General features: G+C 34.9%; 25 protein-coding genes. 14 read left to right on the forward strand and 11 right to left on the reverse strand.

Annotation, left to right across the window (positions count from 1 at the left end):
- The first annotated feature begins 4 nt into the window (after window positions 1-4).
- A complete protein-coding gene (locus AC52CF_RS10460; RefSeq protein ID WP_214589654.1) occupies window positions 5-487 on the forward strand; it encodes a BlaI/MecI/CopY family transcriptional regulator in 483 nt (160 codons plus the stop codon).
- Between the two features lie 54 nt (window positions 488-541).
- On the opposite strand, the gene rbp is transcribed toward AC52CF_RS10460, so the two are convergent.
- Window positions 542-946, reverse strand: a complete 405-nt coding sequence (gene rbp, locus AC52CF_RS10465) for an RNA-binding regulator (RefSeq protein ID WP_214589653.1) — start codon at window positions 944-946, stop codon at window positions 542-544.
- Between the two features lie 330 nt (window positions 947-1276).
- On the opposite strand from rbp, the gene AC52CF_RS10470 reads away from it, so the two are divergent.
- The 11 genes from AC52CF_RS10470 (at window position 1277) to AC52CF_RS10520 (ending at window position 14040) form a co-directional block, all read left to right on the forward strand.
- Window positions 1277-1690: a DUF6157 family protein gene (locus AC52CF_RS10470; protein WP_496518167.1), complete on the forward strand. Its 414-nt coding sequence runs from the start codon at window positions 1277-1279 to the stop codon at window positions 1688-1690.
- 94 nt (window positions 1691-1784) lie between these two features.
- Window positions 1785-2186 (forward strand): acyl-CoA thioesterase, encoded by a 402-nt coding sequence (locus AC52CF_RS10475; protein ID WP_214589651.1) that lies wholly within the window; start codon window positions 1785-1787, stop codon window positions 2184-2186.
- Window positions 2183-2743, forward strand: a complete 561-nt coding sequence (locus AC52CF_RS10480; protein WP_214589650.1) for a helix-turn-helix domain-containing protein — start codon at window positions 2183-2185, stop codon at window positions 2741-2743. The genes AC52CF_RS10475 and AC52CF_RS10480 overlap by 4 nt, the downstream gene beginning before the upstream one ends.
- A 179-nt stretch (window positions 2744-2922) precedes the next feature.
- Window positions 2923-5763 carry a heavy metal translocating P-type ATPase gene (locus tag AC52CF_RS10485; RefSeq protein WP_214589649.1) on the forward strand — a complete coding sequence of 947 codons (2841 nt, stop codon included), beginning with the start codon at window positions 2923-2925 and terminating at the stop codon, window positions 5761-5763.
- A 240-nt stretch (window positions 5764-6003) separates the two neighbouring features.
- Window positions 6004-6732, forward strand: coding sequence for a DUF72 domain-containing protein (locus AC52CF_RS10490; RefSeq protein ID WP_214589648.1), 729 nt, complete (start codon window positions 6004-6006; stop codon window positions 6730-6732).
- Between the two features lie 117 nt (window positions 6733-6849).
- Window positions 6850-7716 carry a polysaccharide deacetylase family protein gene (locus AC52CF_RS10495; RefSeq protein WP_214589647.1) on the forward strand — a complete coding sequence of 289 codons (867 nt, stop codon included), beginning with the start codon at window positions 6850-6852 and terminating at the stop codon, window positions 7714-7716.
- Window positions 7717-8153: 437 nt separating this feature from the next.
- Window positions 8154-8813 carry a YggS family pyridoxal phosphate-dependent enzyme gene (locus tag AC52CF_RS10500; RefSeq protein WP_214589646.1) on the forward strand — a complete coding sequence of 220 codons (660 nt, stop codon included), beginning with the start codon at window positions 8154-8156 and terminating at the stop codon, window positions 8811-8813.
- A 68-nt stretch (window positions 8814-8881) separates the two neighbouring features.
- Complete coding sequence (locus tag AC52CF_RS10505) at window positions 8882-10315, forward strand: hypothetical protein (protein WP_496518168.1); 1434 nt, start codon at window positions 8882-8884, stop codon at window positions 10313-10315.
- A 19-nt stretch (window positions 10316-10334) separates the two neighbouring features.
- Window positions 10335-11246: a hypothetical protein gene (locus AC52CF_RS10510; protein ID WP_214589644.1), complete on the forward strand. Its 912-nt coding sequence runs from the start codon at window positions 10335-10337 to the stop codon at window positions 11244-11246.
- A gap of 154 nt (window positions 11247-11400) precedes the next feature.
- Window positions 11401-12585 carry a sigma-54-dependent transcriptional regulator gene (locus AC52CF_RS10515; RefSeq protein WP_496518169.1) on the forward strand — a complete coding sequence of 395 codons (1185 nt, stop codon included), beginning with the start codon at window positions 11401-11403 and terminating at the stop codon, window positions 12583-12585.
- Between the two features lie 93 nt (window positions 12586-12678).
- On the forward strand, window positions 12679-14040 hold the full coding sequence (locus AC52CF_RS10520; protein ID WP_214589642.1) for an MATE family efflux transporter: 1362 nt from the start codon (window positions 12679-12681) through the stop codon (window positions 14038-14040).
- 517 nt (window positions 14041-14557) lie between these two features.
- Here AC52CF_RS10520 and AC52CF_RS10525 read toward each other — a convergent pair.
- From AC52CF_RS10525 to AC52CF_RS10570, 10 genes are all read right to left on the reverse strand, one after another.
- Window positions 14558-15061 carry a GNAT family N-acetyltransferase gene (locus AC52CF_RS10525; protein ID WP_214589641.1) on the reverse strand — a complete coding sequence of 168 codons (504 nt, stop codon included), beginning with the start codon at window positions 15059-15061 and terminating at the stop codon, window positions 14558-14560.
- 52 nt (window positions 15062-15113) lie between these two features.
- The gene (locus AC52CF_RS10530) at window positions 15114-15692 is read right to left on the reverse strand and encodes a Crp/Fnr family transcriptional regulator (protein ID WP_214589640.1); all 579 of its coding nucleotides are present in this window, start codon (window positions 15690-15692) and stop codon (window positions 15114-15116) included.
- Between the two features lie 111 nt (window positions 15693-15803).
- Window positions 15804-16058 carry a hypothetical protein gene (locus tag AC52CF_RS10535; protein ID WP_214589639.1) on the reverse strand — a complete coding sequence of 85 codons (255 nt, stop codon included), beginning with the start codon at window positions 16056-16058 and terminating at the stop codon, window positions 15804-15806.
- A 183-nt stretch (window positions 16059-16241) separates the two neighbouring features.
- Window positions 16242-16970 carry a hypothetical protein gene (locus tag AC52CF_RS10540; RefSeq protein ID WP_214589638.1) on the reverse strand — a complete coding sequence of 243 codons (729 nt, stop codon included), beginning with the start codon at window positions 16968-16970 and terminating at the stop codon, window positions 16242-16244.
- A gap of 67 nt (window positions 16971-17037) precedes the next feature.
- Window positions 17038-18290 (reverse strand): IS3 family transposase gene (locus AC52CF_RS10545; protein WP_496518067.1). Its coding sequence is split into 2 segments (ribosomal slippage): window positions 17038-17963 and window positions 17963-18290, totalling 1254 coding nucleotides; the frame shifts between segments, so codons are not numbered across the junction.
- A 100-nt stretch (window positions 18291-18390) separates the two neighbouring features.
- Window positions 18391-20793 (reverse strand): alpha/beta hydrolase family protein, encoded by a 2403-nt coding sequence (locus AC52CF_RS10550; protein WP_214589636.1) that lies wholly within the window; start codon window positions 20791-20793, stop codon window positions 18391-18393.
- Window positions 20794-21256: 463 nt separating this feature from the next.
- A complete protein-coding gene (locus tag AC52CF_RS10555; protein ID WP_496518170.1) occupies window positions 21257-21685 on the reverse strand; it encodes a DoxX family protein in 429 nt (142 codons plus the stop codon).
- Window positions 21686-21753: 68 nt separating this feature from the next.
- A complete protein-coding gene (gene era, locus AC52CF_RS10560; RefSeq protein ID WP_087709940.1) occupies window positions 21754-22629 on the reverse strand; it encodes a GTPase Era in 876 nt (291 codons plus the stop codon).
- Window positions 22630-22743: 114 nt separating this feature from the next.
- Window positions 22744-23661, reverse strand: a complete 918-nt coding sequence (locus AC52CF_RS10565; RefSeq protein WP_496518171.1) for a carbohydrate kinase family protein — start codon at window positions 23659-23661, stop codon at window positions 22744-22746.
- 11 nt (window positions 23662-23672) lie between these two features.
- Complete coding sequence (locus tag AC52CF_RS10570; protein WP_496518172.1) at window positions 23673-24671, reverse strand: LacI family DNA-binding transcriptional regulator; 999 nt, start codon at window positions 24669-24671, stop codon at window positions 23673-23675.
- Between the two features lie 339 nt (window positions 24672-25010).
- Here AC52CF_RS10570 and AC52CF_RS10575 point away from each other — a divergent pair, with 339 nt between their 5' ends.
- Complete coding sequence (locus AC52CF_RS10575; RefSeq protein WP_496518215.1) at window positions 25011-25577, forward strand: Crp/Fnr family transcriptional regulator; 567 nt, start codon at window positions 25011-25013, stop codon at window positions 25575-25577.
- Window positions 25578-25737: 160 nt separating this feature from the next.
- Window positions 25738-26067 (forward strand): DMT family transporter, encoded by a 330-nt coding sequence (locus AC52CF_RS10580; RefSeq protein WP_116099649.1) that lies wholly within the window; start codon window positions 25738-25740, stop codon window positions 26065-26067.
- The last annotated feature ends 43 nt before the right edge of the window (window positions 26068-26110 follow it).

The raw sequence follows: 26110 nt of genomic DNA on the forward strand, positions 1-26110 counted from the left end.
TTATATGAAAATCAATCATCTTACATCTGCGGAAGAAAATTTAATGAAGCTGTTCTGGAAGCTGGAATCATTTTATTTAAAGGATATTATGGAACAGCATCCTGAACCTAAACCCCATCAGAACACCGTTTCCACTTACCTTAAAATATTAGTTGAAAAAGGATACCTTTCTACAGAGAAAGAAGGAAGAATCTTTAAATATACCGCAATTGTACCATTGGAAGAATACCGCAAATTTTTATTGAGAGAACTTTCGCATAATTTTTTTGATAATTCGGGCAGGGAGATTTTAAATCTTTTGCTTCACGAAAATTTAATTTCTCAGGAAACTTTAAAAGAGTTCAATCCTTCGGCTGAGACCAAACCTTTAAAAGTAAAAGAAGAGTTTGAATATGCCAATGAAATTTTAAATCCTAAAAAGGACAAAAAGAAAGGCAAGGAAAAAGACAAAGAGAAGAAAAAGAAAAAAAAGAAGGAAAAAGAATAATTCCTTTAAAAAAGATCATAAAAAAAGCGGTTCCCTAAAGAACCGCTATATTTTTTACCAACGTTTTCCACCGCCGTTTCCGCCACGATCTCCTCCGCCGTAGCCACCGCCACCGCTTCTGTTACCGCCGCCGTAGCCACCGCCACCTCTGTTGTTACCTCCGTAACCTCCGCCTCTGTTACCTCCACCGTTGTTGCTGAAAGTTCTTCTTGGCTTCTCTTCTCTTGGCTTAGCTTCTGAAACATTAAGAGTTTTTCCGTTGAAATCCTTCTGATTAAGAGCGTCAATAGCTTGTTGTCCTTCTGCGTCCTCCATTTCGATAAATCCGAAACCTCTGGAACGACCAGTTTCTTTATCTGTAATAATTTTTACAGAAGAAACTTCTCCAAATTCTGAAAATAAATCCTGCAACTCATAATCTTTAGTTGCGTAGTTGATGTTTGAAACAAAAATGTTCATCTTGATTAATAAAATTAAAATAAGTTAAAAATGATTTGGTTTATAAAAGAAAAACAACATAAAGAATGAACAAATATTGATTCCAGATATAATACGGGTGCAAGATACGATTATTAATTTCATATCAAAGCTTTTTTTGAAATTATTTTAATAAAATTTTCAATCAAAATATTATTTCGTTAAAAAGTATTAATTCATCATGAAATATTTATGAATAATCATTAAAGAGAACAACATTAATAAAATTATTGTAAATTGTGATGTATCCATTATGGATAAAGTAAAATTCCTGTTGCCTGAAAACAGCCATTTTTAACCGACAAAATGAATATGAAACAGCATACAACCAATTACAAGAACACCTTCATTGAAGTTGCAGAAGACAGCCTGATTTCTGAAGCAAAAATCCCTCCTGAGAAAAAAGAAAAAACAATGGCTAATCTTCAGTACGAAATAATACTGAAGAATCCTTATAAATACAAGTCGGATGATATTATTTTTGAATGCTATTCCATTAAAAATGACATTACAGAGCGTGAAAAACCCGCAGAAAGACAAAACTTTTTCACCAAAGGTCGGCCTTGTCTCAGATGTTCCCCGTTAGCCAAAACCTATGGTTTCGGTATCCATCACAATAACGAAGGAAAAGTCGCAGTCTATCCTTTAGAAAGTGAATATTATCAAAAATTTTTAAAAGATGATACTGTTACAAAAGTGAAAGCGATGCGTTCCAAAAGAAAATAATTGAGAATATAAATATCTTTCTTCGGAATCCTGAATGCAAATCTTTTGAAAAAGCCGGTTTTAAAAGCTAAATTTGTGCAGTAAAATTTCAGATATGAACTACCACACAAGAAAATGGGTAAAACCCGAAGACCTTAATCCCAATCAGTCTCTTTTCGGAGGAAGATTGTTGCAGTGGATCGATGAAGAAGCTGCATTATATGCTGTTATTCAGCTCGAAAACAAAAAAGTAGTTACCAAATTCATCTCAGAAATCAACTTTGTAAGTTCTGCCAAACAAGGCGACATTATCGAAATCGGCATCGAAGTTTCTGCGTTTGGTTCCACATCTCTTACTTTAAGATGCGATGTCCGAAATAAAATGACGCATCAGACGATTATCACGGTAGATAAAATCGTTATGGTAAATCTCGACGAAAACGGAAATCCTGCCCCGCACGGAAAAACAAAAGTGGAATTTGTGAAAGACAGATTGAACAACCAGAACTCCTTATGAAGATTTTCATAAAAAATATGGTCTGCGGAAGATGTATTTCTGCTGTAGAATCGATTTTTACAGAGATGAATATCTCTTTGAAATCCATTGCACTCGGAGAAGCGGAAACACAAAAGGATATTTCCGGCGATGATCTGGAGAAACTTGAGGAACTTCTTCAGAAAACAGGTTTTGAAAGAATTAAAGACTCTGCCCATCAGTTAATTGAGAAAATTAAAAATTTAATTATCGTAAAAATCAGCGAACTGGATATTGATGAAAATTTCCTTTTGTCTGAATTTTTGATCTCCAAACTGCATAAAGATTACAGCGTCCTTTCCAAAACTTTTTCTCACAACGAAAACATCACGCTAGAACAGTTTTTCATTCTTCAAAAAATCGAAAAAGTGAAGGAACTTCTTCTCTATAACGAATTTACGCTGACCGAAATTTCCGGAAAACTGGGGTATAAAAGTGTTCAGCATTTATCTTCCCAGTTCCGGAACAGTACAGGCTTCACTCCTACTGAGTTCAAAAAATTAAAAGTCCATAATAGAAAACCGTTAGACCAGATTTAAGTTGGAGGCTTTGAGAATTAGAGAGTTTTTTGGGGTTTAAAATCATGTGGATTCTCACTTCTACACTAGAACTCTAATACACTCTAACCCAAGCAACAGAATTCTGTAAACATTATCCTTAAATTTATAACAGGCTTCCGATTGCTTTTTGGAAATTTGTATCATAAATCAGAAGGATCATGCAAAAACAATATACAATTCTCGGAATGACCTGTTCCGGATGCCAGAAAAAAATTTCTGACAAGCTGAACAGTTTAGAAAAAATAAAAGCTGATATTAATCTCGAAAATAATACAGCAACCATTACTTCCGACAAAGAATTTGAAATCAATACTTTAAATAAAGCACTCGAAGAAATCGGCAACTACAAACTGGAAGATCCGGACAATCCTGAAAAAGCGTTCATTAAACCACAAGAAAGAGTTTCTCCGTCTTCGGTTTACTATTGCCCAATGGAATGTGAAGGTGATAAAGTTTATTTTCAGCAGGGTAAAAGATGTCCTGTCTGCAATATGTATCTGGTTCCTATTGAGGAAAAGCACGCAAAAGATCCGAATTTTAAACCTGCTTATTCCCAAACAAATCTACCTGAAAATTTCAAAGACAATATCGGAAAATACTACTGTCCGATGTTCTGCGAAAGCGATAAAATTTATCCTGAAAAGGGAGACTGCCCTGTCTGCAACATGCATCTCGAAGAAATTACAGAAGACTTGGTAAAGAATTCAGCCGCTCATTCGCACCATCATGTCCACGATCATTCCCATCATCACGAAGCACCGGAAGTAACCGATGCAATGGCAGGAAAATACTATTGTCCGATGTATTGTGAAGGCGATAAAGTCTACGACAGCAATGTTGGATGTCCCGTTTGCGGAATGGATCTCGTAAAATATCCTGAGAAAAAAGCGGCAAAATACACCTGTCCGATGCATCCTGAAATCATTCGTAACGAACCGGGAGACTGCCCGATCTGCGGAATGGATCTCGTAAGAATGCCCGACAAAAATGAGGAAGAAGATGAAACCTACAATATATTAAAAAAGAAATTCATCATTTCACTGGCTTTTACCATTCCTGTTTTCATTCTTTCGATGGGCGGAATGTTTTTTGATTTTCCTTTTTCTCATGAAGCTCAAGGGATTTTTGAGTTGATTTTAACGCTTCCCGTTTTGTTCTATTCAGGATGGTTTTTGATGAAACGAGGCTGGATTTCGTTTAAAACATGGAACTTAAATATGTTTAGTTTAATTGTTTTAGGCGTCTTTGCAGCATTTATTTTCAGCATTGTCGCCTTGGTTTTCCCTGATATCATTCCGCATGAAATTCGTGGCAGCCATCACGAAACTCCATTATATTTCGAAGCGGTCTGTGTTATTTTAACGCTGGTTATTTTAGGACAGTTGATGGAAGCTGCAGCGCACAAAAAAACAGGAAATGCCATCCGGGAACTGATGAACTTGTCTCCCGATGAAGCCAATCTTATCGTTAACGGAGAAGAGAAAAAAGTACTGCTTTCACAGGTTAAAATCGGAGATTTATTAAAAGTAAAACCCGGTGAGAAAATTCCGGTAGACGGAAAAATAACGGAAGGAAGTTCTGTAGTTGATGAAAGTATGATTACCGGAGAGCCGATTCCTGTTGAGAAAAATGTCCATGATAAAGTTTCTTCCGGAACCATCAACGGAAATCATGTTTTTATTATGAAGGCGGAAAAAGTCGGCGACGAAACCCTGCTTTCCCAAATTATCAAGATGGTTAACGAAGCGAGCCGAAGTAAAGCCCCGATTCAGAAACTCACGGATAAAGTTTCTAAGATATTTGTTCCGACGGTCATTTTCATTGCGGTTTTAACGTTTGTTTTATGGCAGTTTTTCGGTCCGGAAGGTCAGAAAACTCTGTTTGCTTTTGTGAATGCGGTTGCTGTTTTAATTGTAGCCTGTCCGTGCGCATTAGGCTTGGCAACACCAATGTCTCTGATGGTAGGAATTGGAAAAGGCGCAAAAAACGGTATTTTAATTAAAAATGCAGAGGCTCTTGAACAGATGAATAAGGTAAATGTGCTGATTACCGATAAAACAGGAACTTTAACTGAAGGAAAACCATCCGTAGAACATATTGAAACAATCAACAATGATCAAAATTCAATTCTGAAATTAGCCTATTCATTAAATCAGAATTCGGAACACCCGCTTTCAAATGCCGTGATTAAAAAGGCAAAAGCTGAAAGTATAACTCCTGAAAAAGTAGATAATTTCGAAAATATTTCAGGAAAAGGAATCAAAGGAAACATCAACGGAAAAACGGTTTTCCTTGGAAACGAAAGTCTTTTAATCTCACATCAGGTTTCTCTTCCTCAAAATATAAAACAAAAGGCGGAAGAAATTCAGTCAAAAGCGCACACCATTTCTTATGTTGCTCAGGAAAACGAAGTTTTAGGATTCATCAGTTTTACCGATAAAATTAAAGAAAGCTCTAAAAAAGCAGTTCAGCAGTTATTAAATGAAGGAATTGACATTATTATGATGACCGGAGACAATGAAAATACCGCAAAAGCCGTTGCGGAAGAATTGGGTATCCGACATTTTAAAGCAAACTGTCTTCCTGGAGATAAATTAAATGAAGTAAAAAAACTTCAGAAACAAGGAAAAATTGTCGCGATGACCGGCGACGGAATCAACGACTCTCCCGCTTTAGCTCAGGCAAACATCGGAATTGCGATGGGAACAGGAACTGATGTTGCCATAGAAAGTGCAGAAATTACTTTGCTTAAAGGTGATATTTTAGGCGTTGCAAAAGCAAAACTGTTAAGTGAAAAATTACTGAAAAATATTAAAGAGAATCTGTTTTTCGCTTTTATATACAATGTTTTGGGCGTTCCCGTTGCGGCAGGATTATTGTATCCGTTTTTTGGAATCCTGTTATCTCCGATGATTGCAGCCGCGGCGATGAGTTTTAGTTCTCTTTCAGTTATTCTGAACTCTCTGCGACTGAATTCGGTGGATTTGGATATTGAATAAATTTTTCCCGCAGATTTGGAGACTAAAATCACTGATTATCAACAAAAAAGATCACAATAACTTTTAAAAATCCTTGATTTTTATTCTTTTGAGAGTTTTAAAAATTTTGATAATCGCTGTATGAATGTCTTTTGCACCTTTTGCGGTTAATTCTGAATTTGTTTAAAACAGGCTTATTAATAAACGTAAATAATAACAGTAAAATTATCTCCCAAATCTGCGAAAGCAAAAAGTAACAATATGAAAAAAGAAAATTTATATATCGGCTGTTCCGGATTTTACAATAACGACTGGAAAGGATCATTGTATCCGGAAGATTCGAAAAGCAAAGACTTTCTAATCCTTTATTCAAAGGAGTTTAACTGTGTGGAAATTAATTCTACTTTTTACAGAAAACCTACTGCAAAAACGTTGTTGAAATGGTATGACGAAACGCCCGGTGATTTTAAGTTTTTTATTAAAATTCCGAAAACCATTTCCCATGAAAAGCGACTGAAAGACTGTAAAGAAGAAATTGCGGAATTCTGTCATCATATTGAATCTCATCTGAAGGAAAAACTGTCCGGATTTCTGTATCAGTTTCCTCCATCTTTTAAAAATACTCAGGAAAATATTGATTTAATTCTTAACAATCTTCATTTCAATTATCTGAATGTCATCGAATTTCGTCACGAATCTTGGTGGAATGAAGAAGTTTTTAAAATTTTGAAGCAAAACAAGGTCATTTTTTCAGGTGTCAGTTTCCCCGGAAATTTGCCGGAAGATGTTATCATCAATAATCCTGAAATTTTATATTATCGGCTTCACGGAAAACCTGTGCTTTACAAATCCGAATACAGCAATGAATTTATTGAAAATTTAGCTGAAAAAATTAGAAATTCACAACATAAACCTTTTATCTTTTTCAATAATACATGGGGAAATGCTGCTATTAAAAATTCACTGTATTTAAAGAAAATTCTGGACTAAAAGTATTTTATTAAAATAAACTTAAAAAGTCAAAAATAAGTGAAATTTGGCGTAATTTTTGTTAAGAATTATTTGGAAAAATTAACAATTTTTAACAACAAAATTCCATTAAATTTTATGACAAAAACTTTTGCGGAAAAGTCTAGAAACAAGACTTTTCTCGGGATGTTTGCATTGGTGAGTGCAACTTCAATCTTATTCAACAGCTGTAATCAAAAAAAAGACAAGAAAGAATCTGAAAAACTGATTCCGAAAAACCATCCCGTCGCAAAAATTGTCCCCAAACTTGATGATGAAAATGTTCCCACAGATAAAAGAGTAATTTATCTGACCTTTGATGACGGTCCCAATCACGGAACCGAAAATCTCCTTAAAATTTTACACAAAAGAAATATCTGCGCCACTGCATTTCTTGTAGGCAAACACGCTTACGGAAGCAAAAAGCAACAGGAAGATCTGGAACTGCTAAGAAAAGATCATTTAATAGAACTTGCGAATCACAGTTTCACGCACGCGCACAACAAATACACCGATTTTTATAAAAATCCGGCGGGTGTTGTTGAAGATTTTAATGCGGCAAAAGACAGTCTGAAACTGTATGATAAAATTGCGAGAACTCCGGGAAGAAACATCTGGAGACTGAATAACATTACCGTGACCGATCTGAAAAGTTCAACGAAAGCCGCAGATAAGCTAAAACAGGCAGGTTACAAAGTAATCGGTTGGGATCTTGAGTGGAAGCCGACCAATAAAATGGCATTAAAGGGAAAACATGAAGAAATGCTGAAAAAAGTAGACAGTATTTTCTTTAATGACCTTGAAAAAACTTCAAGACATCTGGTTTTTCTTACGCATGACCAATATTTAACCGATGCAGATTCCATAAATGAGCTCGATCTTTTTATTGAAAAGCTCCAGAAAAGCAACCGTTTTGTTTTCAGAAAAATCTCAGAATATCCGAAGATTAATGAGGTTTTGAATTAAATTTAATCATCCTGGTCCGATAAACATTGAAACACAATTATAAGGTCGCTCCTCCGGAGCTTCCATTCTAAGAATAACTATTTTCTATGAACAGGTTGCTCCTAATGGAGCTGCATTTAATCCCATCGGGATTTACTGTTAGTAGAAAAAAGACACCATCAAAAAAAAGCTCCAGAGGAGCGAACTGTCGATTTGTGCGATAAACATTGAGATCATAAATTTGTTTATACGTTTTATCGGACAATATTGAAATTTAATATATTGTATGTCTGTCATTCTGATCGAAACGAAGTGGAGTGAAGAATCTTTAACAATAAAACTTAGATTCTTCCTTCGTCAGAATGACAGACATTCTATTTTAGACTCAAAAAAATCTCAAGTCTAAAAATTTCAATATTCATTAGCTTTTCCTCTTTAAAATTCGGAAATTTGCCATTATGAGTATTCAGGAAAATTACAATCATATTAAAAGCCAGCTTCCTTCTGATGTACAGTTGGTTGCGGTTTCAAAAACACATCCTGTTTCGGCGATTCAGGAAGTTTATGATTTGGGACAGAGAGTTTTTGGTGAAAATAAAGTGCAGGAAGTCACAGAAAAGTACCCTCTCCTTCCCAAAGATATTCAGTGGCATCTGATCGGGCATCTTCAGACAAATAAAGTAAAATATATTGCTGAATTTGTAGATACGATTCAAAGTGTAGATTCTGAAAAGCTGATCCGTGAGATCAATAAAGAAGCGGTAAAACACAACCGGATTATTAAAGTATTGCTTCAGGTGAAAATTGCAGAGGAAGAAAGTAAATTTGGACTCGATATCAATGAGTCCAAAGATTTGTTTGAACAATACCTAAAAGGAGAATTTCAGAATGTTGAAATTACCGGATTGATGGGAATGGCAACTTTCACGGACGATAAAGATCAGGTAAAAAAGGAATTTTTAAACCTGAAAAGTCTTTTTGATGAATTAAATCAATTAAAAAAGCTCGAAACATTATCAATGGGAATGAGTGACGATTTTCCGATCGCCATTGAATGTGGTGCCAATTCCGTAAGAGTGGGATCTGCGATTTTCGGGAGAAGAGATTATTCTCAATAAATATTTTAAAGCCATATACTCTAGAGGAACTATTTTAAAATAATCCTAATTAAATAATAAACTAAACCATGACAGACAAACAAAAAGAAAAACTCGAGAGAATTTTTGAAATTATAAAAGACGAACTCGAACCAGAAACAGAATATTATAGTTATCAGACTTACAGATCCAGACAATCATTCTATAAAATTACAGACGGAAGAACAGATAATCAGGTTCCAAAGGTTATTCACTGGAAAAATGAAGAAGAAAATTTAGAGGGAACCGACCTGAATATTTTAGATGTACTTTATGACAGTGACGAAGATCCGCAATACAGCGAAATCAATTTCTTCACACTTTCCAAAGATAAGGGTTTTACAAAACAGCCTGTTGATGCCCAACTGATCGTTGAAATTATGCGACTTGAACTTTTCAGTCACATTAAGCCCGGTTCAGGAAGGCTTGAGGAAAGTTTTATCAAGATTATTCCTGACCCCCAATCTGATAGACTGAACTTGGACATTTTCACTAAAATATATGATTCAGATGGCGAAATCAGGGAATATGAATATGCTCAAGTTGATAAATTTGTTGACTGTCTGTATCACGAGGCTGATAAAAAGCTAAAAATGATCTATACCTCCGCTTCCGAAACGGCTGTCGATATACAAACAATTCCTGAAATTCAGGGATTGACAAAATTATATGCGCCAGTTGAAGATTTATCTCTAAATTCTTCAGATATTCAAAGAATTTACGAGTTTTTAGAATCTTGGAGTGATTCCAAAATAGCTAAAGCTCTTGAGGTAATCAATGAAAATCCTGATGTAAAAGCAGATATTGAAAAACGTTATCTCAATCTTATCAAATTACGTGCAGGAGATAATGCAGGTCTGGAATCTTTTGCAAAAGCAGGTCTTACGCGAAAAGAATTTAATCTGCTAAATGGAAAACAAATTGATAAAAATTTCATTTCGTTATCTTATTTCAGTAAAGAGGAATGTAAGCTTATCGTTGATTTTATTGGTAGTCTTGTGCTGAATTACCTTAACATTAATCAATTTAAAAATAAGGCAGAATCTGCCGAAACAGAATCAGATCTAGTAGAAATATATTCGACAGCAGCTGACATGGTGAAAAAAGGCATTCTTGAAGAAGCTAAAAAAAATCCAGACGGATGGTTCAGTAAGCTTAGTGTAAAATTCGCCAATCTTAAAGTGGAAGATGTAATGTTTGAAAAAACGGATTTTAGCATTCCTGATTCGGATCAGCTAAAAGCATTTATATTTTACCTTGGAATTAATAACCGAAGAGAAGTTTACTTTGACGTTTTTCAGTCTTACTGTAAAGAACTTAGCGAGTTTTTTTGGTTCCTTCCTTCTGTACCCAAATCTTCCTGGGGAGATACGGAACTTGCACTGCCCAAATACACCTTAAAATTTCAGCGCACTGTAATTTATAAACTTGGAGACGGTAAACGCTGGAGAAACAAAAGTTTTCCTGAAAAATCATCAAAATAAACTTTTATACAATAAAGATATGAGCAAAGCACAAAAATGGGCAGAATCTTATTTCCAACGTTTAGAAAAAATTATTGAAGAATTAAAAGAGCATTCATTAATCAATCACCTTAATTATTTTCAATTTACAGGTGTATCCGATGAGGAGCTTATAAAAATAGAATCGCAAATCACAGAACTTCTAAGATTAAATGCGGAAGATTATGGAAAAACCGCACCTTCATCCTTTGAATTTGATGAATATATGAAAGCCTTTTACAGAATCAGTAACGGACTACACATTTCCTGGGACTCTCATATTCTGGAATCATCATTAACCACTAATGAAATACTTGTATCTGCACCAAAAGAGAAATTGGCTGTTGCTAAAGATGAATTATTACAGGCAGAAGGCTTCTTATCTTTACTTTCTTTAAATTCTTTAGTCTCTTATAATGACGTAAATATTTATGGTGATCCGACAGATTCACGTTTCGGACAGGAAATAAGAAACAAAGGTGGTCATTTTACTTATCTGGACTTTTATTATTTTTATAATGATACTTGTATCATTCTTAATGATAAGGATGATTCGGGTTTATTATATCATGGAGATGATTACAGTGCCCATTATAATCCCAATAACGTATCCGATTTTGTGATTTATATGGAGTATCTTTTGGTAGCGCGCTTTTCAGTCTTTTTGCGTCATACGGCTTTTCTCGACATTAATATCATTAAAGAAATGCGTACTAATCATTATGAAAATCTTATTAACAAGATTCATTCTGAAAATAAATACACAAGCATTGATAACATTTTGAAATATCATATGCTTAATGAACAAATGCTTGAGAGCTATGGAGATCTAAATTATTTACAATCAAAACCAAATGAAATTTATGAGAAAATTGAAGATCTTTTGGGAATAGTATTGGAAGACGAATTGTAATTGCAAAATAATAAGTAACAAAAAATCAAAAATAAAATGTCTTTTAAATGATGGGTTTAAATAATTTTCTATCTTTCAAAGTCAAAAACATATTCTAGACGATTAGGTATAGTTTTTGCTAATAATTCAATCAAAAAAATCTAAATTTGCAACTATGCAAAAAATCCTTATTGTAGAAGACGAAAAAGCAATCTCAGGAGTACTCCACAGTATTCTTTCTGACGAACTAACCGACTATGAATTTGTAATCGCCGAAGACGGACTTGAAGGCTATAAACAGGTAGAAAAAGAAGATTTCGCACTGGTGATTTCCGATATCAAAATGCCTAAACTTTCAGGTACTGAACTTTTAAAGCAAAGTTTAGCGCTGAAACCGGAATCCACTTTTATTATGATTTCCGGACATGCGGATATCGATTCTGCGGTTTCATGCCTTAGAGACGGTGCTTACGATTTCATTTCTAAGCCAATCGACATCAACAGACTGATTACGAGCGTAAAAAATGCTTTAGTTAAAGAAACACTGAAAAAAGAAAATAAAAATCTTCAGACAGAAAATAAAACGCTAAAGAAAAAGGTAAATAAAAAATACCAGATGATCGGCGAATCGGCAGGCTTGAAGAAAATCCAGGATATGATCGAAAAGGTTGCTGTTTCTGATGCAAGGGTTTTAATTACAGGACCAAACGGAGCCGGAAAAGAGCTGGTTGCACATGCAATTCATAATCAAAGTGACAGAGCAAGAGGTCCGATGGTAGAAGTTAACTGTGCGGCGATTCCTTCTGAACTGATTGAATCTGAATTATTTGGTCACGTAAAAGGATCTTTTACAGGGGCTATTAAGGATAAGCAGGGGAAATTTGAGCAGGCAAACGGAGGAACAATATTCTTAGATGAGATCGGAGATATGAGCTTAATTGCTCAGGCAAAAGTGTTGAGAGCATTACAGGAAAGCAAAGTTTCGCCTGTAGGAAGCGATAAGGAGATTAAGGTGGATGTAAGAGTTCTTGCTGCAACCAATAAAAATATGCAGAAGGAAATCGAGGCGGGAAGATTTAGGGAAGATCTTTACCACAGACTTTCTGTGATTGAAATCTACGTTCCGCCATTGGATGAAAGAAAAGAAGACATCAGATTACTGGTTGAGCATTTCTCCGGAATGATTGCTGATGAACATGGTACTGCTGTAAAAAAATTCGATGATAAGGCGATTGAAGCTTTAAAAGCGCTTTCATGGACCGGAAATATCAGAGAATTGAGAAACGTTGTGGAAAGATTGATTATTTTAGGAGGAAACACGGTTTCTGCCGAAGACGTTGCAAGTTTTGTAAGGAAATAATGTAATGATTATTTTAAATAAATTATGAAAATTGCAGTATCATTTGTTACTGCAATTTTTTTTGAATAAAAACTATATGAATTATAAACAATTATGAACTTTTTGAATAAAAACTATACGAAAGAATGCCTCACGCTGGCTCTTCCTGTGATGTTGACGCAGGTTGGACAGGTTTCGGTGAATCTTTTTGATAATATTATTGTAGGAAATCTTCTGGGAGCCGATGCTCTGGCTTCAGTTTCATTGGGAAATGCTGTGTTTTTCTCAATGTTTGTATTGGCTTTGGGATTTTCTTTTGCGATTCCGCCTTTGGTTTCGGAAGCGCATTCGAAGCATGACCACAAAACGATCAATTCCGTTTTCAGTCATGGTTTTGTCATCAATATGACGGTGGGAATTTTGCTAATGGGGATTTTACTTTTGGGAATGCCCTTGCTTTACAAATCCGGACAGCCTGAGAAGATCATTCCGGATACGGTTGATTTTTTAACGATTATGGCAATCAGCATTGTTCCTTTTATGGCTTTTCAGACGTTAAGAGAAGTTTCGGAAGGGCTTTCTTACACGATTGGAGTTACTAAAGCGACTATTATTGCCAATGTCATTAATATTGTTTTAAACTATGTCTTCATTAAAGGGCTTTGGATTTTTCCTGAAATGGGGGTAAAAGGTTCTGCCCTCGCAAGTTTAATTGCAAGAATTTTCATGGTGGTTTTCCTGTATTTTGTGCTCTCCAATGAGAATAAAACGAAACAGTACATCAAAGATTTTTCGTTAAAAGTTGAAGTTTTTTCAAAGAAAATGTTTGAAAAGATGATAAGACTCGGTTTTCCGACGGCTTTACAAATGTTTTTTGAAGTGACTGCTTTTGCGGGAGCCGCTTTTATCTGCGGTCTGATTTCGGCGCACGATATTGCTTCTCATCAGATTGCTTTAAGTATGGCTTCTTTTACTTTTAATTTATGTATTGGATTCAGTGTGGCTTCAACGGTTATGATCGGGAGAAAACTAGGAGAACAGAATTTCGTTGAATTAAGAAAGGTAGGAATCAACAATCTGAAAATTGCCTTTATCTTCATGTGCATCTGCGGAATTGTTTTTGTTCTCGGACGCAACATTCTTCCGACATTTTTCACCAAAAAAGAGGAAGTTGAAGTGATTGCTTTAGCATCTAAATTAATGATAATTGCCGCATTATTCCAGCTTTCGGATGGAATTCAGGTGACAGCTTTGGGAATGCTGAGAGGATTGCAGGATGTTAAAATTCCTTCTATCTATACATTTATTGCGTATTGGGTTATCACAATTCCTTTAGGATATTTCCTTTGTGTAACAATGAAAATGGGTGCTTTCGGAATGTGGATCGCTTTAGGTTTGGGATTAACGGTTTCCGCTGTAATGCTGGTCAAACGGTTTTTGAATATGTCTGCAAAAAGAATTAAGCAGAATTTGTAACAGGAAAGCGATCTTTTGGGATCGCTTTTTTATTTTTTTCTACGCCTTAATTTATCGCATAATTGGGGTCAAGATGTAAAGATTGCAAATCAAAATCGGCTTCAACGAAAGTTTAGTATAAGTTTTGGCTAAAGCCAATTTTCTTTCTTACGGATTAAAATGGTCTAAAGCCCATTCCTATTGATATTTTTGCGGTTCTTATATTAAAATCATTTTATTTTAAATCTCTTATAAGCTTAATCAACTCATTAAAGCGGTTAGTTTGTCATTCCGTAGGAATCTCAGTTTATTTTTTAGAAATTGTTTAAAAATTATTGTCTAGATTCCTACGGAATGACAAAGAGTGAAGTCATGTATTTAGTTGTATTCTGTAACGATTCTAGCCCCGATTGAACGGTATGTTTGAGCTCTTTTGAGTTTTCGGCGGCAGCTTCGCTGCCGCCGAAAACTCAAAAAGCGAGTAGTGAAAGCGGGAAACAGCTTCTAAAAAATTAAGCATTTTTGCTTCGAATGAAAGCTATCCTACTCTTTTTCCCAAAATCACCAAAGTTCTTTCAACGCCATCCAAAACTGCTACATCCGGAAAAACGCCCCAATCTTCAAAACCAAAGTGTCGGAATAATTTCAGGCTGGGTTCATTATGTAAAAAGATGAATCCCAATAGTGTTTTTACTTCAAATTTTGGTGCGTTATCAATGCAGTATTGCAGTACTTTTTTTCCGTAGCCTTTTCCGCGCGAGCTTTCATCCATGTAAATGCTGAGTTCCACCGTTCCGTTGTACGCAGGTCTTCCGTAGAATGATGAAAAACTAACCCAGCCTAAGACTTCGTTCTGTTCATTTTCAATGATCCAGAGTGGTCTTTTTTCAGGATTGTGGTCATGAAACCATTCGATTCTGCTCTCTACAGAAATATTTTCCGTATCGGCGGTCACCATTCTCGAAGGAATGGTTGAGTTGTAAATTTCTACAATTTTGGGCAAATCTTTCAGTTCAGCATTTCTGAATCTCAGTTCTTCCATTGATTTCAGCATATTTCTGCAAAGATAAAAGAAGCGTTTAAATCTGTTGAATTTATTCTTCAGAATTATTCTCCTGAAGCTCTTCCAAAGCTCGGTTCAGGCTTTCTACGGTAGTTCCGAGATAAGTTGCCATATCTTCTTTTGAAATTTCCATTTCTCTGGATTTTACTTCCAACAGTTGTGAAAGTGTATGTTCTGTCTTGTGAAGCTGCTGATAAGAAGCGCGGCTTGAAGTATTGAAAATGCGCTCTGCAAAAACATCCAACAATAAATTATTGAGGGTAAGGTCTTTTTTGATCAATGCCTGAAAATAAGGAATCGACATCGAATAAACGGTAACTTCCGTAATCGCTTCAATGCTGCAGATACAGGGAACGTTTTTGATGACTTCGATTTCACCGATGATCTCTCCTTTTCCCATAAATTCCACAATATATTCTTTCCCGTTTTCTTCCACAAAATAGCATTTGGTAATGCCGCTTTTAACGAGCATGATCTTTGTGGAGATCTGATTTTGAACTAATATTTTATCGCCTTTTTCAAAAGATTCTAAAACAATATTCCCTTTATGTTCTTCACTTCTGTACAATCCTTCAAGGTAGTCTAAAAATGTCTGATTGGTTCGTAACATATCTTTTTCGGAATCAATGTCCCTTGTTTTTTATTTTTTACTGAATTTTGCGGGCTGAAAATTACAAAAACTAAAGTAAACAGAATATGAATAATTTTTGAAAAAAGTATATTATTTAGAACAGAAATCAATATATCGTTTAATCATTTCGGAATGGTACTTTTCTTCAAAATACATCAATTTCTGATAGTAAGGACGCTTAATTTCTGAATAAAAATTATTTTCAGCCAACAGTTCAACCAAAGCTTCTGATGATGAAGGATTATTGAGAATCTCTTGTTCAAATCTTACCAATAAGGAAATCAATCTCCGTTTCTGTCCAAAGTGCTTTATTTTCCGGAAATACCATTTTATCAGGCTTTTCATCGGCTTTTATGACACTGTCGTTTCTTTCTTGCCTCCATCTGGTACGATCGATTTCAATTTTTTCTCTAAAAGTCAGTCTGTATAATTCATCTGCAAGAAAAGAATAGCTCCGAAGTACAAAGCTGGGATAAACAATAAACTAATTAATGTTTTCCTAGTTTGATAATTCTAATATTCTATCCGCTATTTAAGTCCGAATCTACAAAACCTGAGATACTTTTTGATATATTCTGAAGAATATTTTTTATCAAAATAGGCAATCTTTCCATAATAAGGAACTTTCTTATTTTCATGTAGATAACGAAAACAAATTAATTCAATCAACTTTTTAGAAGCATCATGATTATTTAAAGTGGTTTGTTCTAATCTATATGCTAATGAATCGACATCTTTTTTAGTCCAGATTGTTTTTGTATTTAACATATCAACTAAACCTAAATATTCAGGGCTATTTTGCTTTCCGCTAGTAATCATACTATCTTTCCATTTTTTCTCCCATTGCATTGCATCTATTGTTTGTTTTTCGGAAATTACATTTATATACAATTCATAATCTAATCTAGAAACACCACCTACGCAACCTTTCAAAGTTTGTACAGAATCCTTACTTTTAAGATAATATTCAAATATTTTTTCGATAGATTTAGATTTTCGGTTGAAAAGAATATTTGCGGCATAATATTTAGCTACAGGATTTCCATTGAAAGCAATATATTCCACTTCTTTATCGTTTGCAATTTCATCCAGTTTCTTATGAAGTTTATACAATTCACTTTCAGTTCCTTCCATTCCTGTATGAGAAGACTCGGCTTTTTCACCCTTTGATATTTGCTGATAAAGATTTTTTACTTCTGGCGATAATTGTGCAAAATGTAAAATCGGGAAAATTATTAATAAGATTATTAGCTTCATTTATTTATAGTTTTAAGTTTATGACTAGTCCTGAAAAAGGTTAACTAGTTTTATATCACAAATATACTTAAATCAGAGTAGGAATTTTCCTATTCTGATTTTGTTTTTTATAGGTTTTTAATTTCACATTATTTTTCATGTGTACTTGGTTTGGAATATTATAATGTAAAGAAAAATGCGGTCTTAAATTGTTATAGCAATAAATTGCTTGTTCAAGCTGTTGGGAAAGATTTTTAAAATTTTCAAAAGTATCAATCAATCCAAATTCATGTTTCAGAATACCATTCACTCTCTCTGCTATAGCATTTTCATAAGGATCCGAATTTTCGGTCATACTGATAAGCATATCACTTTTCTTGAGTGTTTCAGTATATTCTTTACTGCAATACTGCAACCCTCTGTCTGAATGATGAATGAGTGAATGCTTGTACAGTCGATTCTGTATGGCTTGCTTTAATGCTTTCAACGTAGAGTTGGTCTGTAAATTATCACTCAATTCGTATCCTACAATTTTCTTAGAATAGGCATCGGTAATCAGATGAAGATAATAATTCTTCTCTTTGGTCTTGAGATAAGTAATATCTGCAACCCAAACTTTCTCCGAACATTTCAATTCTTTTCCTTTGATAATATTGGGATATTTTTTCATCCAATGTCTGGAATTGGTTGTTTTAAAATAGCTGTGCCTTCTGGGAATTAAAAGATAATTTGATCTCAAAATGCTAAACAACTGATCCCTTCCTACATGAATTTCTTCCTTTTCAAAATCATTCTTAAGTAAAACATAAAGTTTTCTAGTACCTATTTTAGGCATCTTTTTACGAATTGATACAACAAATTCTATAACTCTTGTTTCATGATCTGTAGAAACAGGCTGTTTTTGTCTCTTGTAATAAGCTTGCTTACTGTAGCCAAACAATCGGCAGATATTCTCTGTTGAAAGAGTCGTATTTACCTTTATTTCCTGGATTGATTGGAACCAGACTTTTTTACAATCTCAACCTTAAGCTCACGCTCTGCAATTTCTATAAATTTCCTGAACACTTTGATTTCTTCTTCCTTTTTGGCCAATGCTGCTTCAAGCTCTTTAATCTTCTGTTTCTGTGGATCTTTCATGGGTCTGCCTTTACTTAATTGTTTTTCATAAGTAAAGTTACCATATTTCATTAACCATCTGGGAATGCAGGAATTACCCCTGATATTATAGCGGGTTTGTAATTGTGATTTTGTATATAATCCCCGCTCATATTCGGAGACAACTTGTCTTTTAAATGCTTCACTGTATTCTTGAACAGGGGCGGATACTTTTTTTAATCTCATTAGGATGACTGGTTTTTTGGTATTTAGTAGTCAACCTTTTTCAGGACAAGACAGAAAAAGAAAAACCCGTCCAAAATTGAACGAGTTTTTATGTAAATTATTATTTTTTCAAACATTTCTCCAGAAACTGATCCTGTTCCCAAAGCAAATGAAGAATATTCTCTTTCGCTGCATATCCGTGAGCTTCTTTAGGCAGAAGAACCATTTTTACAGGGGCTCCGAGATTTTTAAGCGCCTGAAAATATCTTTCCGTCTGTAAAGTGAACGTTCCGGGATTGTTGTCTGCATCTCCATGAACCAATAAAAGCGGCGTTTTCATCTTATCTGCATTCATGAAAGGTGACATGGTGTTATAGATTTCCGGAACATCCCAGTAATTTCTCTGTTCGCTCTGAAAACCAAAAGGCGTCAAAGTTCTGTTATACGCTCCACTTCTTGCAATTCCGCATGCGAAAAGCTTGGAATGGGTTAAAAGATTTGCCGTCATAAAAGCGCCGTAAGAATGTCCTCCAACTGCTACTTTCGTTCTGTCGATATAGCCTAATTGATCTACCGCATTAATTGCTGCTTCTGCATTGGCTACCAATTGAGGAATAAATGTATCATTCGGTTCTGTTTTTCCTTCTCCGATGATCGGGAATGCAGCATCATCCAAAACAGCATATCCTTTCGTTGTCCAATACACGAAAGAACCATAGTAAGGGAAAGTGAAATCGTTTGGATTCTGCGTATTCTGTCCTGCCGTGTTTTTATCTTTATATTCTGTAGGATAAGCCCAGATCAACAATGGTAATTTTTCAGTTTTTGCCTTTCTGTCGTAATTGGCAGGAAGATAAAGTGTTCCGGTAAGTGTAACGCCGTCGTTTCTTTTATACGTAATTACTTCTTTGTATACATCTTTAATGCTTTCAAAAGGATTCGCGAAATTGGTTACCGCTTCTGTCTTACTGGATTTAATGCTCTTTTTAAAATAGTTCGGGTACTGACTGGAAGACTGCTGAATCGTAAGAACTTCTCCTTTGGCAGGATTTAAAATATCAATAATTTCTTCCTTGGAATTTTTAAGATTGGAAGTATACAGTCTTTTCTTTTTCATGGTTTTCACATCCATCTCATCAATGAAAGGATGCTGTCCGTCTTTTGTAAATCCGGCTCCGATGAGGTAAGACTTTCCTCCTTTCATGTCTACAACGTATCTTCCGTACTGGTTTTTTGTGGTATTGAAATTTCCGGGATCGCTGTACACATCCTGATAATTTCTGTCATCAATCACTTTAGATTCTCCGTTATTTAAATCAACCAGAAAAGATTTTGTATTTCTTGTATCGTACCACCCTTCGGAAACAATGGCGTAATGATCATTCGTCCAGCTTACATCAGAATATCTCTGCTTTGTTTTAAAGAAAGATTTCGGAGCATTGCTGAAAGGTGCTTCCCATGTAAAAATTTCATCTCTGAATTCGGCATTTTTATATTGATCTCCTCCGTCCAGAGCTTCTGCATATACCAAAGTTGCAGGCATATCGCTTCTCCATCCCATATCTCTTTTTCCGGTTCTTACGGAAGAGAATCCTTTTGGCATGATTTCGTTCAGAGGTGTCTCGTTTACAACTTTCACCACATTTCCGTTCATATCATACACCGTGGTTGTCATCGGAAATCTGCTTAGAGGGACAATGTAAGAAAACGGTTTTTTAATGGTAGTTGCCATCAGATAATTTCCGTCCGGCGAAAAGCTTAATCCGGAATACATATCCTGATCTTTTACTTTCTTTAAAGTTCCATTCAGATCAACATTATAAATTTCTGAAGCGGTTAAAACCTCAAAATTCTTTTCGTCCTGCGGATTTTTCAGAAGATCCTGATACGTTCTGTTCTGCGAAACTTTTCCGTCTGCCGTAGAAACAATGGGACCAGTCGGAAGATCTTTACTTGAATCGATTAAAGCAGGTCTGTTTTGCGGAAGGGTTTTAATTAATAAATTCTGAGAATCTTTGTACCAGATATAAGGACTTCCCAAATTTGCATTTAAATTGTCTGAAGTTATTTTTTTTGCGGTAGCGGTTTCAAGGTCTACAATCCAAAGTTCTACTCCTTTATTGGTAGTATTCGTAAAAGCCAGTTTTTTTTCGTCGGGAGAAAATGAAGTATTGGCGATTTTTGGATTGGAAGGTAAATTTTTAACCTGAACTTCCGTTTTATCGTTCATTTTTCTCACTTTCAGGTTATTCGCATACGTTGCCGAACTTGAAATATTGGTTACCGGATTTATTCTTAATCCTCCAAGTTTCATTTCCTGCTGACTTAAATCTTCCAGTGTTTTGTACGTAGGGCGATACGTGAAAACAATCCAGTCTTTTTTACTGTTCATTAAAACACTTGGCGGTCTTTCATAATCAGCCAGTTTCAGGATTTCCGGAGACGGCTTTTGGTAGGTAATATTTTCCTGCGCTTCATAGAAATTGAGGAACGCAAGAAGGCATATGGTCAGTTTTATCTTCATAATAATTTCAATTTCCACGAAATTAATCAAAATTAGAGAATATACAATTCTATATTAAAACACTTTTATGGGATTTAATAAAATAATGTTATCTTTAGTATTCATCAAATTCAGAATTATTATGAAAAAATTAAAAAAAATCTTTATTAATCATACCGCTTTTTAACGCAGAGAATCGCTAAGATTATTTTACATACCACCTGTTTTTAAGTTCGCAAAGGCGTTTCACTCAGCAAAAAACTCAAAGATTTTCAGTTATGTTAAATAACGGACAATCATAAAAAAATTAGAATGAAATAAACTCTATAAAATGATCGGCGGAAATACAAGCGCTGCATGAAAATCGATGAAACGAGTGAACTTCCTAAATGGAGCTGCATCCCGTCCAACCTTCCCTGCAATACTTAGAAACAAAAAGAGCGGTTGAAACAACTGCTCTTTTTAATCTATATTATAAAAATAATTACCAATCGTTGGCTCTTTTCCTTTTCTCAATCATGTAATCGACTGAAAATTTTCCGACTCCGAAAACCATCAGTAAGAGATACACGGAAAGATAGATAAGACTCATTTCCCGCTTTTCAAAAGGATCTGCTCCATGAACGACGAAACCCGCAATAATCATGGTAAACATCAGAAATCCTAATGAAATTCTTGAAAATAATCCTAAAATAAGGAGAATTGAACAGGCAAATTCTGCGAAAACCGTTAGACCTAAAGTGATCTGCGATCCTAATCCTAAAAAATCAAAAAAATCCGACTTACCTTCTAAAAGCATCTGAAGCTTCGGAAAACCGTGAGAGAGCATGGCAAAACCAATAAAAATCCGCACGATTAGCAGCGCAACATCTTTTAAAACAGAATCTGAATTTGTTGTGTTCGAGTAGCTCATTAAAAGCAATTTACATTTAAAAATAGTGAAAATTCTCTTAATAGAACGGCTTTTAGGTAGTTTTTAGTCTATCTGTACCCAAAATTTTTCAAATCTCTGTCGTTTTTTCTCCAGTCTTTTTTTACTTTAACAAAGAGATTAAGGTGAATTTTTTTATTGAAGAATTTTTCAAGATCCAGTCTGGATTCTGTTCCGACTTTTTTAATTGCTTCTCCTTTATGTCCGATGATAATTCCTTTCTGGGTATCTCTTTCCACATAAATAATAGAATCGATGAAAATAATTCCTTCCTTTTCCTTGAACTGTTCCGTAACCACTTCCACAGAATACGGAATTTCTTTTTCGTAATTCAAAAGGATTTTCTCACGGATTGCTTCATTTACAAAGAATCTTTCGGGCTTATCTGTATACTGATCTTTATCGTAATAAGGCGGATTTTCCGGTAGTAAAGATTTAAGCTTTGGTAAAATAATTTCTGTATTAAAAGCATTTAATGCAGAAATAGGCAGGATTTCCGCTTTCGGGATTCTCTCATGCCATGTTTCTACCAGTTTTTCCAGACCTTCCTGATTGGTCTGGTCTACTTTATTCAGCAAAAGCAAAACAGGCACAGGAATTTTGTTCAGCTTATCAATCAGAAATTCCGAAGGTTCAGCTTTGTCGGTAACATCCACAATGAAAAGGAAAACATCGGCATCCTGCAAAGAATCCTTTACAAAATCCATCATTTTTTCCTGTAAACCGTATTTCGGATCCAGAACTCCGGGAGTGTCTGAAAATACGATCTGTAAGTCTTCTTCATTATAAATTCCGAAAATTCTGTGGCGTGTTGTCTGAGCCTTCTGGGTTACAATCGCCAGTTTCTCCCCCATCAGTTGGTTCAACAAGGTAGATTTTCCGGCATTGGGCTTTCCGACTATATTTACAAATCCTGCTTTGTGCATAAAAATTATATTAGGATTTGCAAAGTTACTAAACTTAATCGGTCTTTGGAATTAATTGGAAACTTTTACCGATAAAAAAAGACTTTTCCGGTCTGAAAAAGTCTTTAATTTTTATTAGAATTTTGATTCTTTAAATTTTTGAAATTCGGAATAACTGTAATCCGGACACGCACCTGATTTTGAAGTGATAAATGCTCCTAAAGCAATTCCTTCCTTTATAATTTCTTCAGGCTCCTGATTCTGAATTCTTTTGGAAATAAAACCGGCAAGAAAAGAATCGCCGCTTCCCACTGTATCTGCAATGGTGATGGGAACGGCAGGAAAACTATAATTTTGATCTCCTACAAAATAACCCGCGCCTTTGCTTCCTTTGGTTAAAATAATTTCATTAACCTTAAATTCTTTCTGAATGAATAGAACACTTTCTTCTTCGTTTGTATATTCTTCACCCATAAATTCAAGGATCTGCTTCATTTCCGCTTTGTTCATCTTTACAATATCGGCTTTATTCAACAATATTTTAATGAATTCAAAATCGATGAAAGGCGGTCTGAAATTTACATCAAAAATTTTCAGCTTTGCCAATTCAAGCAGTTGAAGCAAGGTTTCTCTGGTCTTTTCATTTCTGGCAGATAGACTTCCGAAGACAAAAGCTTCCGCATTGGCAACCAAATCTTGGTGTTCCGGAAGAAAATCTATAAAATCCCATGCTACATTTTCAACGATTTCGTAGCTCGCTTCATTGTGTTCATCAATTTTAGCGATCACCGTACTCGTAGGATGAACTTCATCTACCTGAATAAAATCTGTGGTAATTCCCCAACTTTTAATTTTATCGGTTAATTTTTCTCCCAGTTCATCCTTTCCTGTTTTGCTCAGCATTTTTACATCGATGCCCATTTTATGAACATTATATGCTACATTAAAAGGTGCGCCTCCCGCTCTTGAACCTTCAGGAAAAATATCCCACAAAACTTCACCGAAACATACAATATAAGGTCTTTTTTCTGTCGTCATTATCTCTTCTGTCATTATTCTTTTTATTATTTTACAGAACTTCTTTCCATAAATTTAGCATGGAAAGTTACTCTTTTTCCGTTAGTTGTATAATTATTAATCTGGTTATCAAGAAGCTCCACAGATTCTTTAGCCATATCGTATAAAGGCTGCTGCACAAATGAAACTTCCGTCGGGAAAAGGTAATAGGCTTCTGTTTCGTCGAACGCCACCAATGAAACCTGTTCCGGAACACTGATGTTATGATCGATCAGATATCTAAGACCTGCAATTCCCAGTTTATTACTTGAAAAATAAATGGCTGTTTTTTTGGAAAGATCCAGATTTTCCTGCATTTTCTGATGCACTTCTTCGGTAATATTATGAATTCCGATTAAAATTCTTTTCGCCGAAATATCCGACTTTGCAATTCTCTGGTCAAAACCATCCTGTCTGTCCAGCAAATGCGGTAGCTCTGTATCGTAACCTACATAAATAATTTCATCAAAATCTTTTCTTACCAGATGATCGCAGATCTGTTCAGAAATTTCTGAATTATTGATCATTACTCCCGGTAAACTTACATTTTTAAGATAACGGTCGATGGTTACGATCGGGTATTCTTCAAGAATAAGTTTATTGATGGCTTCATCCGAATCCACAACCGGGGCGATAATCATTCCGTCCACCTGCTGTTCTGAGAAAAGTTCGGTCAGTTTTTTAAATTTTTCAGGATTTTCATCGCAGCTTCCTATCAGAAGTGTATAACCCAACTTCATGGCTTCATCTTCAATATTTCTTGCGATGTTGGAATAAAAGTCATTTGAAATATCTGCAACAATCAGTCCGATCAGCTTGGTCTTATTCATTTTCAGACTTTTTGCAATTTTATTCGGGGTATAATTGATGCTTTTTGCAACGTCAAGAATTCTGGTTTTCGTTGCTTCACTAATTCTGCTTCCTTCTTTTTTATTGAGGACATAGGAAACCGTAGCTACAGAAACTTCAGCAATTCTCGCAATGTCTTTAATAGAAGCTCTTTTCATAATCTCTGACTTTTGTGCAAAAATATTTCATAAAAAACATAAAAAACAATAGACGAATTTTTTGGTCGTTTTGAAAATAATTGTAGATTGGCAGTTTTTCGAAACCGAAATAAAACAAAATTCAATACATTAAAAATCAAATAATTAACAACAAATTCAAATTTAAATTATTGGTATATTAATTCAATACTAATCAACAAAGACTTTCCGGCTCCTGTTTTGGTTAAACGTTTTACCTTCTAAATTTAATTAATTTTTAATTTAAATCAAAACAGAGGAGAATAATTTTCTTGTTTTCTGTTGCTAAAACCAATATTTTAGATGAATTATCCAAAACTTATGGAAATTGACCAGATTCTCGACCGCATTTACTTACTTCCCGAAATCTCAAAAATAAAACTGAAACAATACATTACGGAAGTTTCTTATCCCAAGAATTTCTGTCTGATGGAAGCTGAAAAAGTAATTCCTCATATCTATTTGTTGAAAAAAGGAATTGTTCGTGCCTATGCATCTACAGAAGACAGAGACATCACATTCTGGTTCGGAAGTGAGGGTGAACCTGTGGTTTCCATGAAAAGTTATGTGGAAAATAATCCAGGATACGAAAATATTGAACTGCTGGAAAACTGCGAACTGTATCAACTGGAAACAGAACATCTTAAAAAATTATTCAATGAGGATATTCATATAGCGAATTGGGGAAGAAAATTTGCGGAAAGAGAACTGGTAAAAACTGAGGAGCTCATTATCTCAAGACAGTATAAAACGGCTCTTGAAAGATATAAAGATTTGGTAAAAAACAAACCTGATTTGATCAGAAGGGTTCAGCTTGGGCATATTGCTTCTTACTTAGGGATTTCGCAAGTTAGTTTAAGTAGAATAAGAGCGGAGATTAAGCTGTAGTGTTTTTAGGGTTGGAGTGTTTGAGAATTTTAGCGTTTGAGAGTGTAAGGGTTGTAGGGTTTGGATAGATGAGATCTAATCTTTACAGTAGATTTTTTAACAATTGTAAAATTTTATTCTTACCAAATTACGGAACTTTGCAATTGTAAATGACAAAAAAATGAATTGGATCATCTTGATTATTGCAGGACTATTTGAAGTTGCTTTCGCTTCATGTCTGGGAAAAGTAAAGGAAACAAGCGGAACAACAATGTATTTTTGGTTTGCAGGTTTTCTGATTTCTTTAACGGTAAGTATGCTTTTACTGATTAAAGCCACCCAAACTTTACCTATCGGAACCGCTTATGCAGTCTGGACAGGAATTGGAGCAGTAGGAACTGTTTTAATGGGAATTTTTTTCTTTAAAGATCCTGTAAGTTTCTGGAGAATTTTCTTTATTGTTACTTTAATCGGATCTGTGGTTGGACTGAAAGCTGTTTCCGCACATTAAAGATAAACTCATATTTAATAATCTTGTTAAATGCTTTATAGCA

The organism is Chryseobacterium sp. 2P (assembly GCF_059579425.1).

What these genes read in the sequence shown, in the direction of transcription:
- rbp (WP_214589653.1), bottom strand. Translation starts at nt 946, where the DNA reads ATGAACATTTTTGTTTCAAACATCAACTACGCAACTAAAGATTATGAG.
- era (WP_087709940.1), bottom strand. Translation starts at nt 22,629, where the DNA reads ATGCACAAAGCAGGATTTGTAAATATAGTCGGAAAGCCCAATGCCGGA.
- AC52CF_RS10525 (WP_214589641.1), bottom strand. Translation starts at nt 15,061, where the DNA reads ATGGAAGAACTGAGATTCAGAAATGCTGAACTGAAAGATTTGCCCAAA.
- AC52CF_RS10490 (WP_214589648.1), top strand. Translation starts at nt 6,004, where the DNA reads ATGAAAAAAGAAAATTTATATATCGGCTGTTCCGGATTTTACAATAAC.
- AC52CF_RS10580 (WP_116099649.1), top strand. Translation starts at nt 25,738, where the DNA reads ATGAATTGGATCATCTTGATTATTGCAGGACTATTTGAAGTTGCTTTC.
- AC52CF_RS10485 (WP_214589649.1), top strand. Translation starts at nt 2,923, where the DNA reads ATGCAAAAACAATATACAATTCTCGGAATGACCTGTTCCGGATGCCAG.
- AC52CF_RS10540 (WP_214589638.1), bottom strand. Translation starts at nt 16,970, where the DNA reads ATGAAGCTAATAATCTTATTAATAATTTTCCCGATTTTACATTTTGCA.
- AC52CF_RS10475 (WP_214589651.1), top strand. Translation starts at nt 1,785, where the DNA reads ATGAACTACCACACAAGAAAATGGGTAAAACCCGAAGACCTTAATCCC.
- AC52CF_RS10510 (WP_214589644.1), top strand. Translation starts at nt 10,335, where the DNA reads ATGAGCAAAGCACAAAAATGGGCAGAATCTTATTTCCAACGTTTAGAA.
- AC52CF_RS10535 (WP_214589639.1), bottom strand. Translation starts at nt 16,058, where the DNA reads ATGAAAAGCCTGATAAAATGGTATTTCCGGAAAATAAAGCACTTTGGA.
- AC52CF_RS10500 (WP_214589646.1), top strand. Translation starts at nt 8,154, where the DNA reads ATGAGTATTCAGGAAAATTACAATCATATTAAAAGCCAGCTTCCTTCT.
- AC52CF_RS10550 (WP_214589636.1), bottom strand. Translation starts at nt 20,793, where the DNA reads ATGAAGATAAAACTGACCATATGCCTTCTTGCGTTCCTCAATTTCTAT.
- AC52CF_RS10530 (WP_214589640.1), bottom strand. Translation starts at nt 15,692, where the DNA reads ATGTTACGAACCAATCAGACATTTTTAGACTACCTTGAAGGATTGTAC.
- AC52CF_RS10480 (WP_214589650.1), top strand. Translation starts at nt 2,183, where the DNA reads ATGAAGATTTTCATAAAAAATATGGTCTGCGGAAGATGTATTTCTGCT.
- AC52CF_RS10495 (WP_214589647.1), top strand. Translation starts at nt 6,850, where the DNA reads ATGACAAAAACTTTTGCGGAAAAGTCTAGAAACAAGACTTTTCTCGGG.
- AC52CF_RS10470 (WP_496518167.1), top strand. Translation starts at nt 1,277, where the DNA reads ATGAAACAGCATACAACCAATTACAAGAACACCTTCATTGAAGTTGCA.
- AC52CF_RS10575 (WP_496518215.1), top strand. Translation starts at nt 25,011, where the DNA reads ATGGAAATTGACCAGATTCTCGACCGCATTTACTTACTTCCCGAAATC.
- AC52CF_RS10505 (WP_496518168.1), top strand. Translation starts at nt 8,882, where the DNA reads ATGACAGACAAACAAAAAGAAAAACTCGAGAGAATTTTTGAAATTATA.
- AC52CF_RS10565 (WP_496518171.1), bottom strand. Translation starts at nt 23,661, where the DNA reads ATGACAGAAGAGATAATGACGACAGAAAAAAGACCTTATATTGTATGT.
- AC52CF_RS10515 (WP_496518169.1), top strand. Translation starts at nt 11,401, where the DNA reads ATGCAAAAAATCCTTATTGTAGAAGACGAAAAAGCAATCTCAGGAGTA.
- AC52CF_RS10555 (WP_496518170.1), bottom strand. Translation starts at nt 21,685, where the DNA reads ATGAGCTACTCGAACACAACAAATTCAGATTCTGTTTTAAAAGATGTT.
- AC52CF_RS10570 (WP_496518172.1), bottom strand. Translation starts at nt 24,671, where the DNA reads ATGAAAAGAGCTTCTATTAAAGACATTGCGAGAATTGCTGAAGTTTCT.
- AC52CF_RS10520 (WP_214589642.1), top strand. Translation starts at nt 12,679, where the DNA reads ATGAACTTTTTGAATAAAAACTATACGAAAGAATGCCTCACGCTGGCT.
- AC52CF_RS10460 (WP_214589654.1), top strand. Translation starts at nt 5, where the DNA reads ATGAAAATCAATCATCTTACATCTGCGGAAGAAAATTTAATGAAGCTG.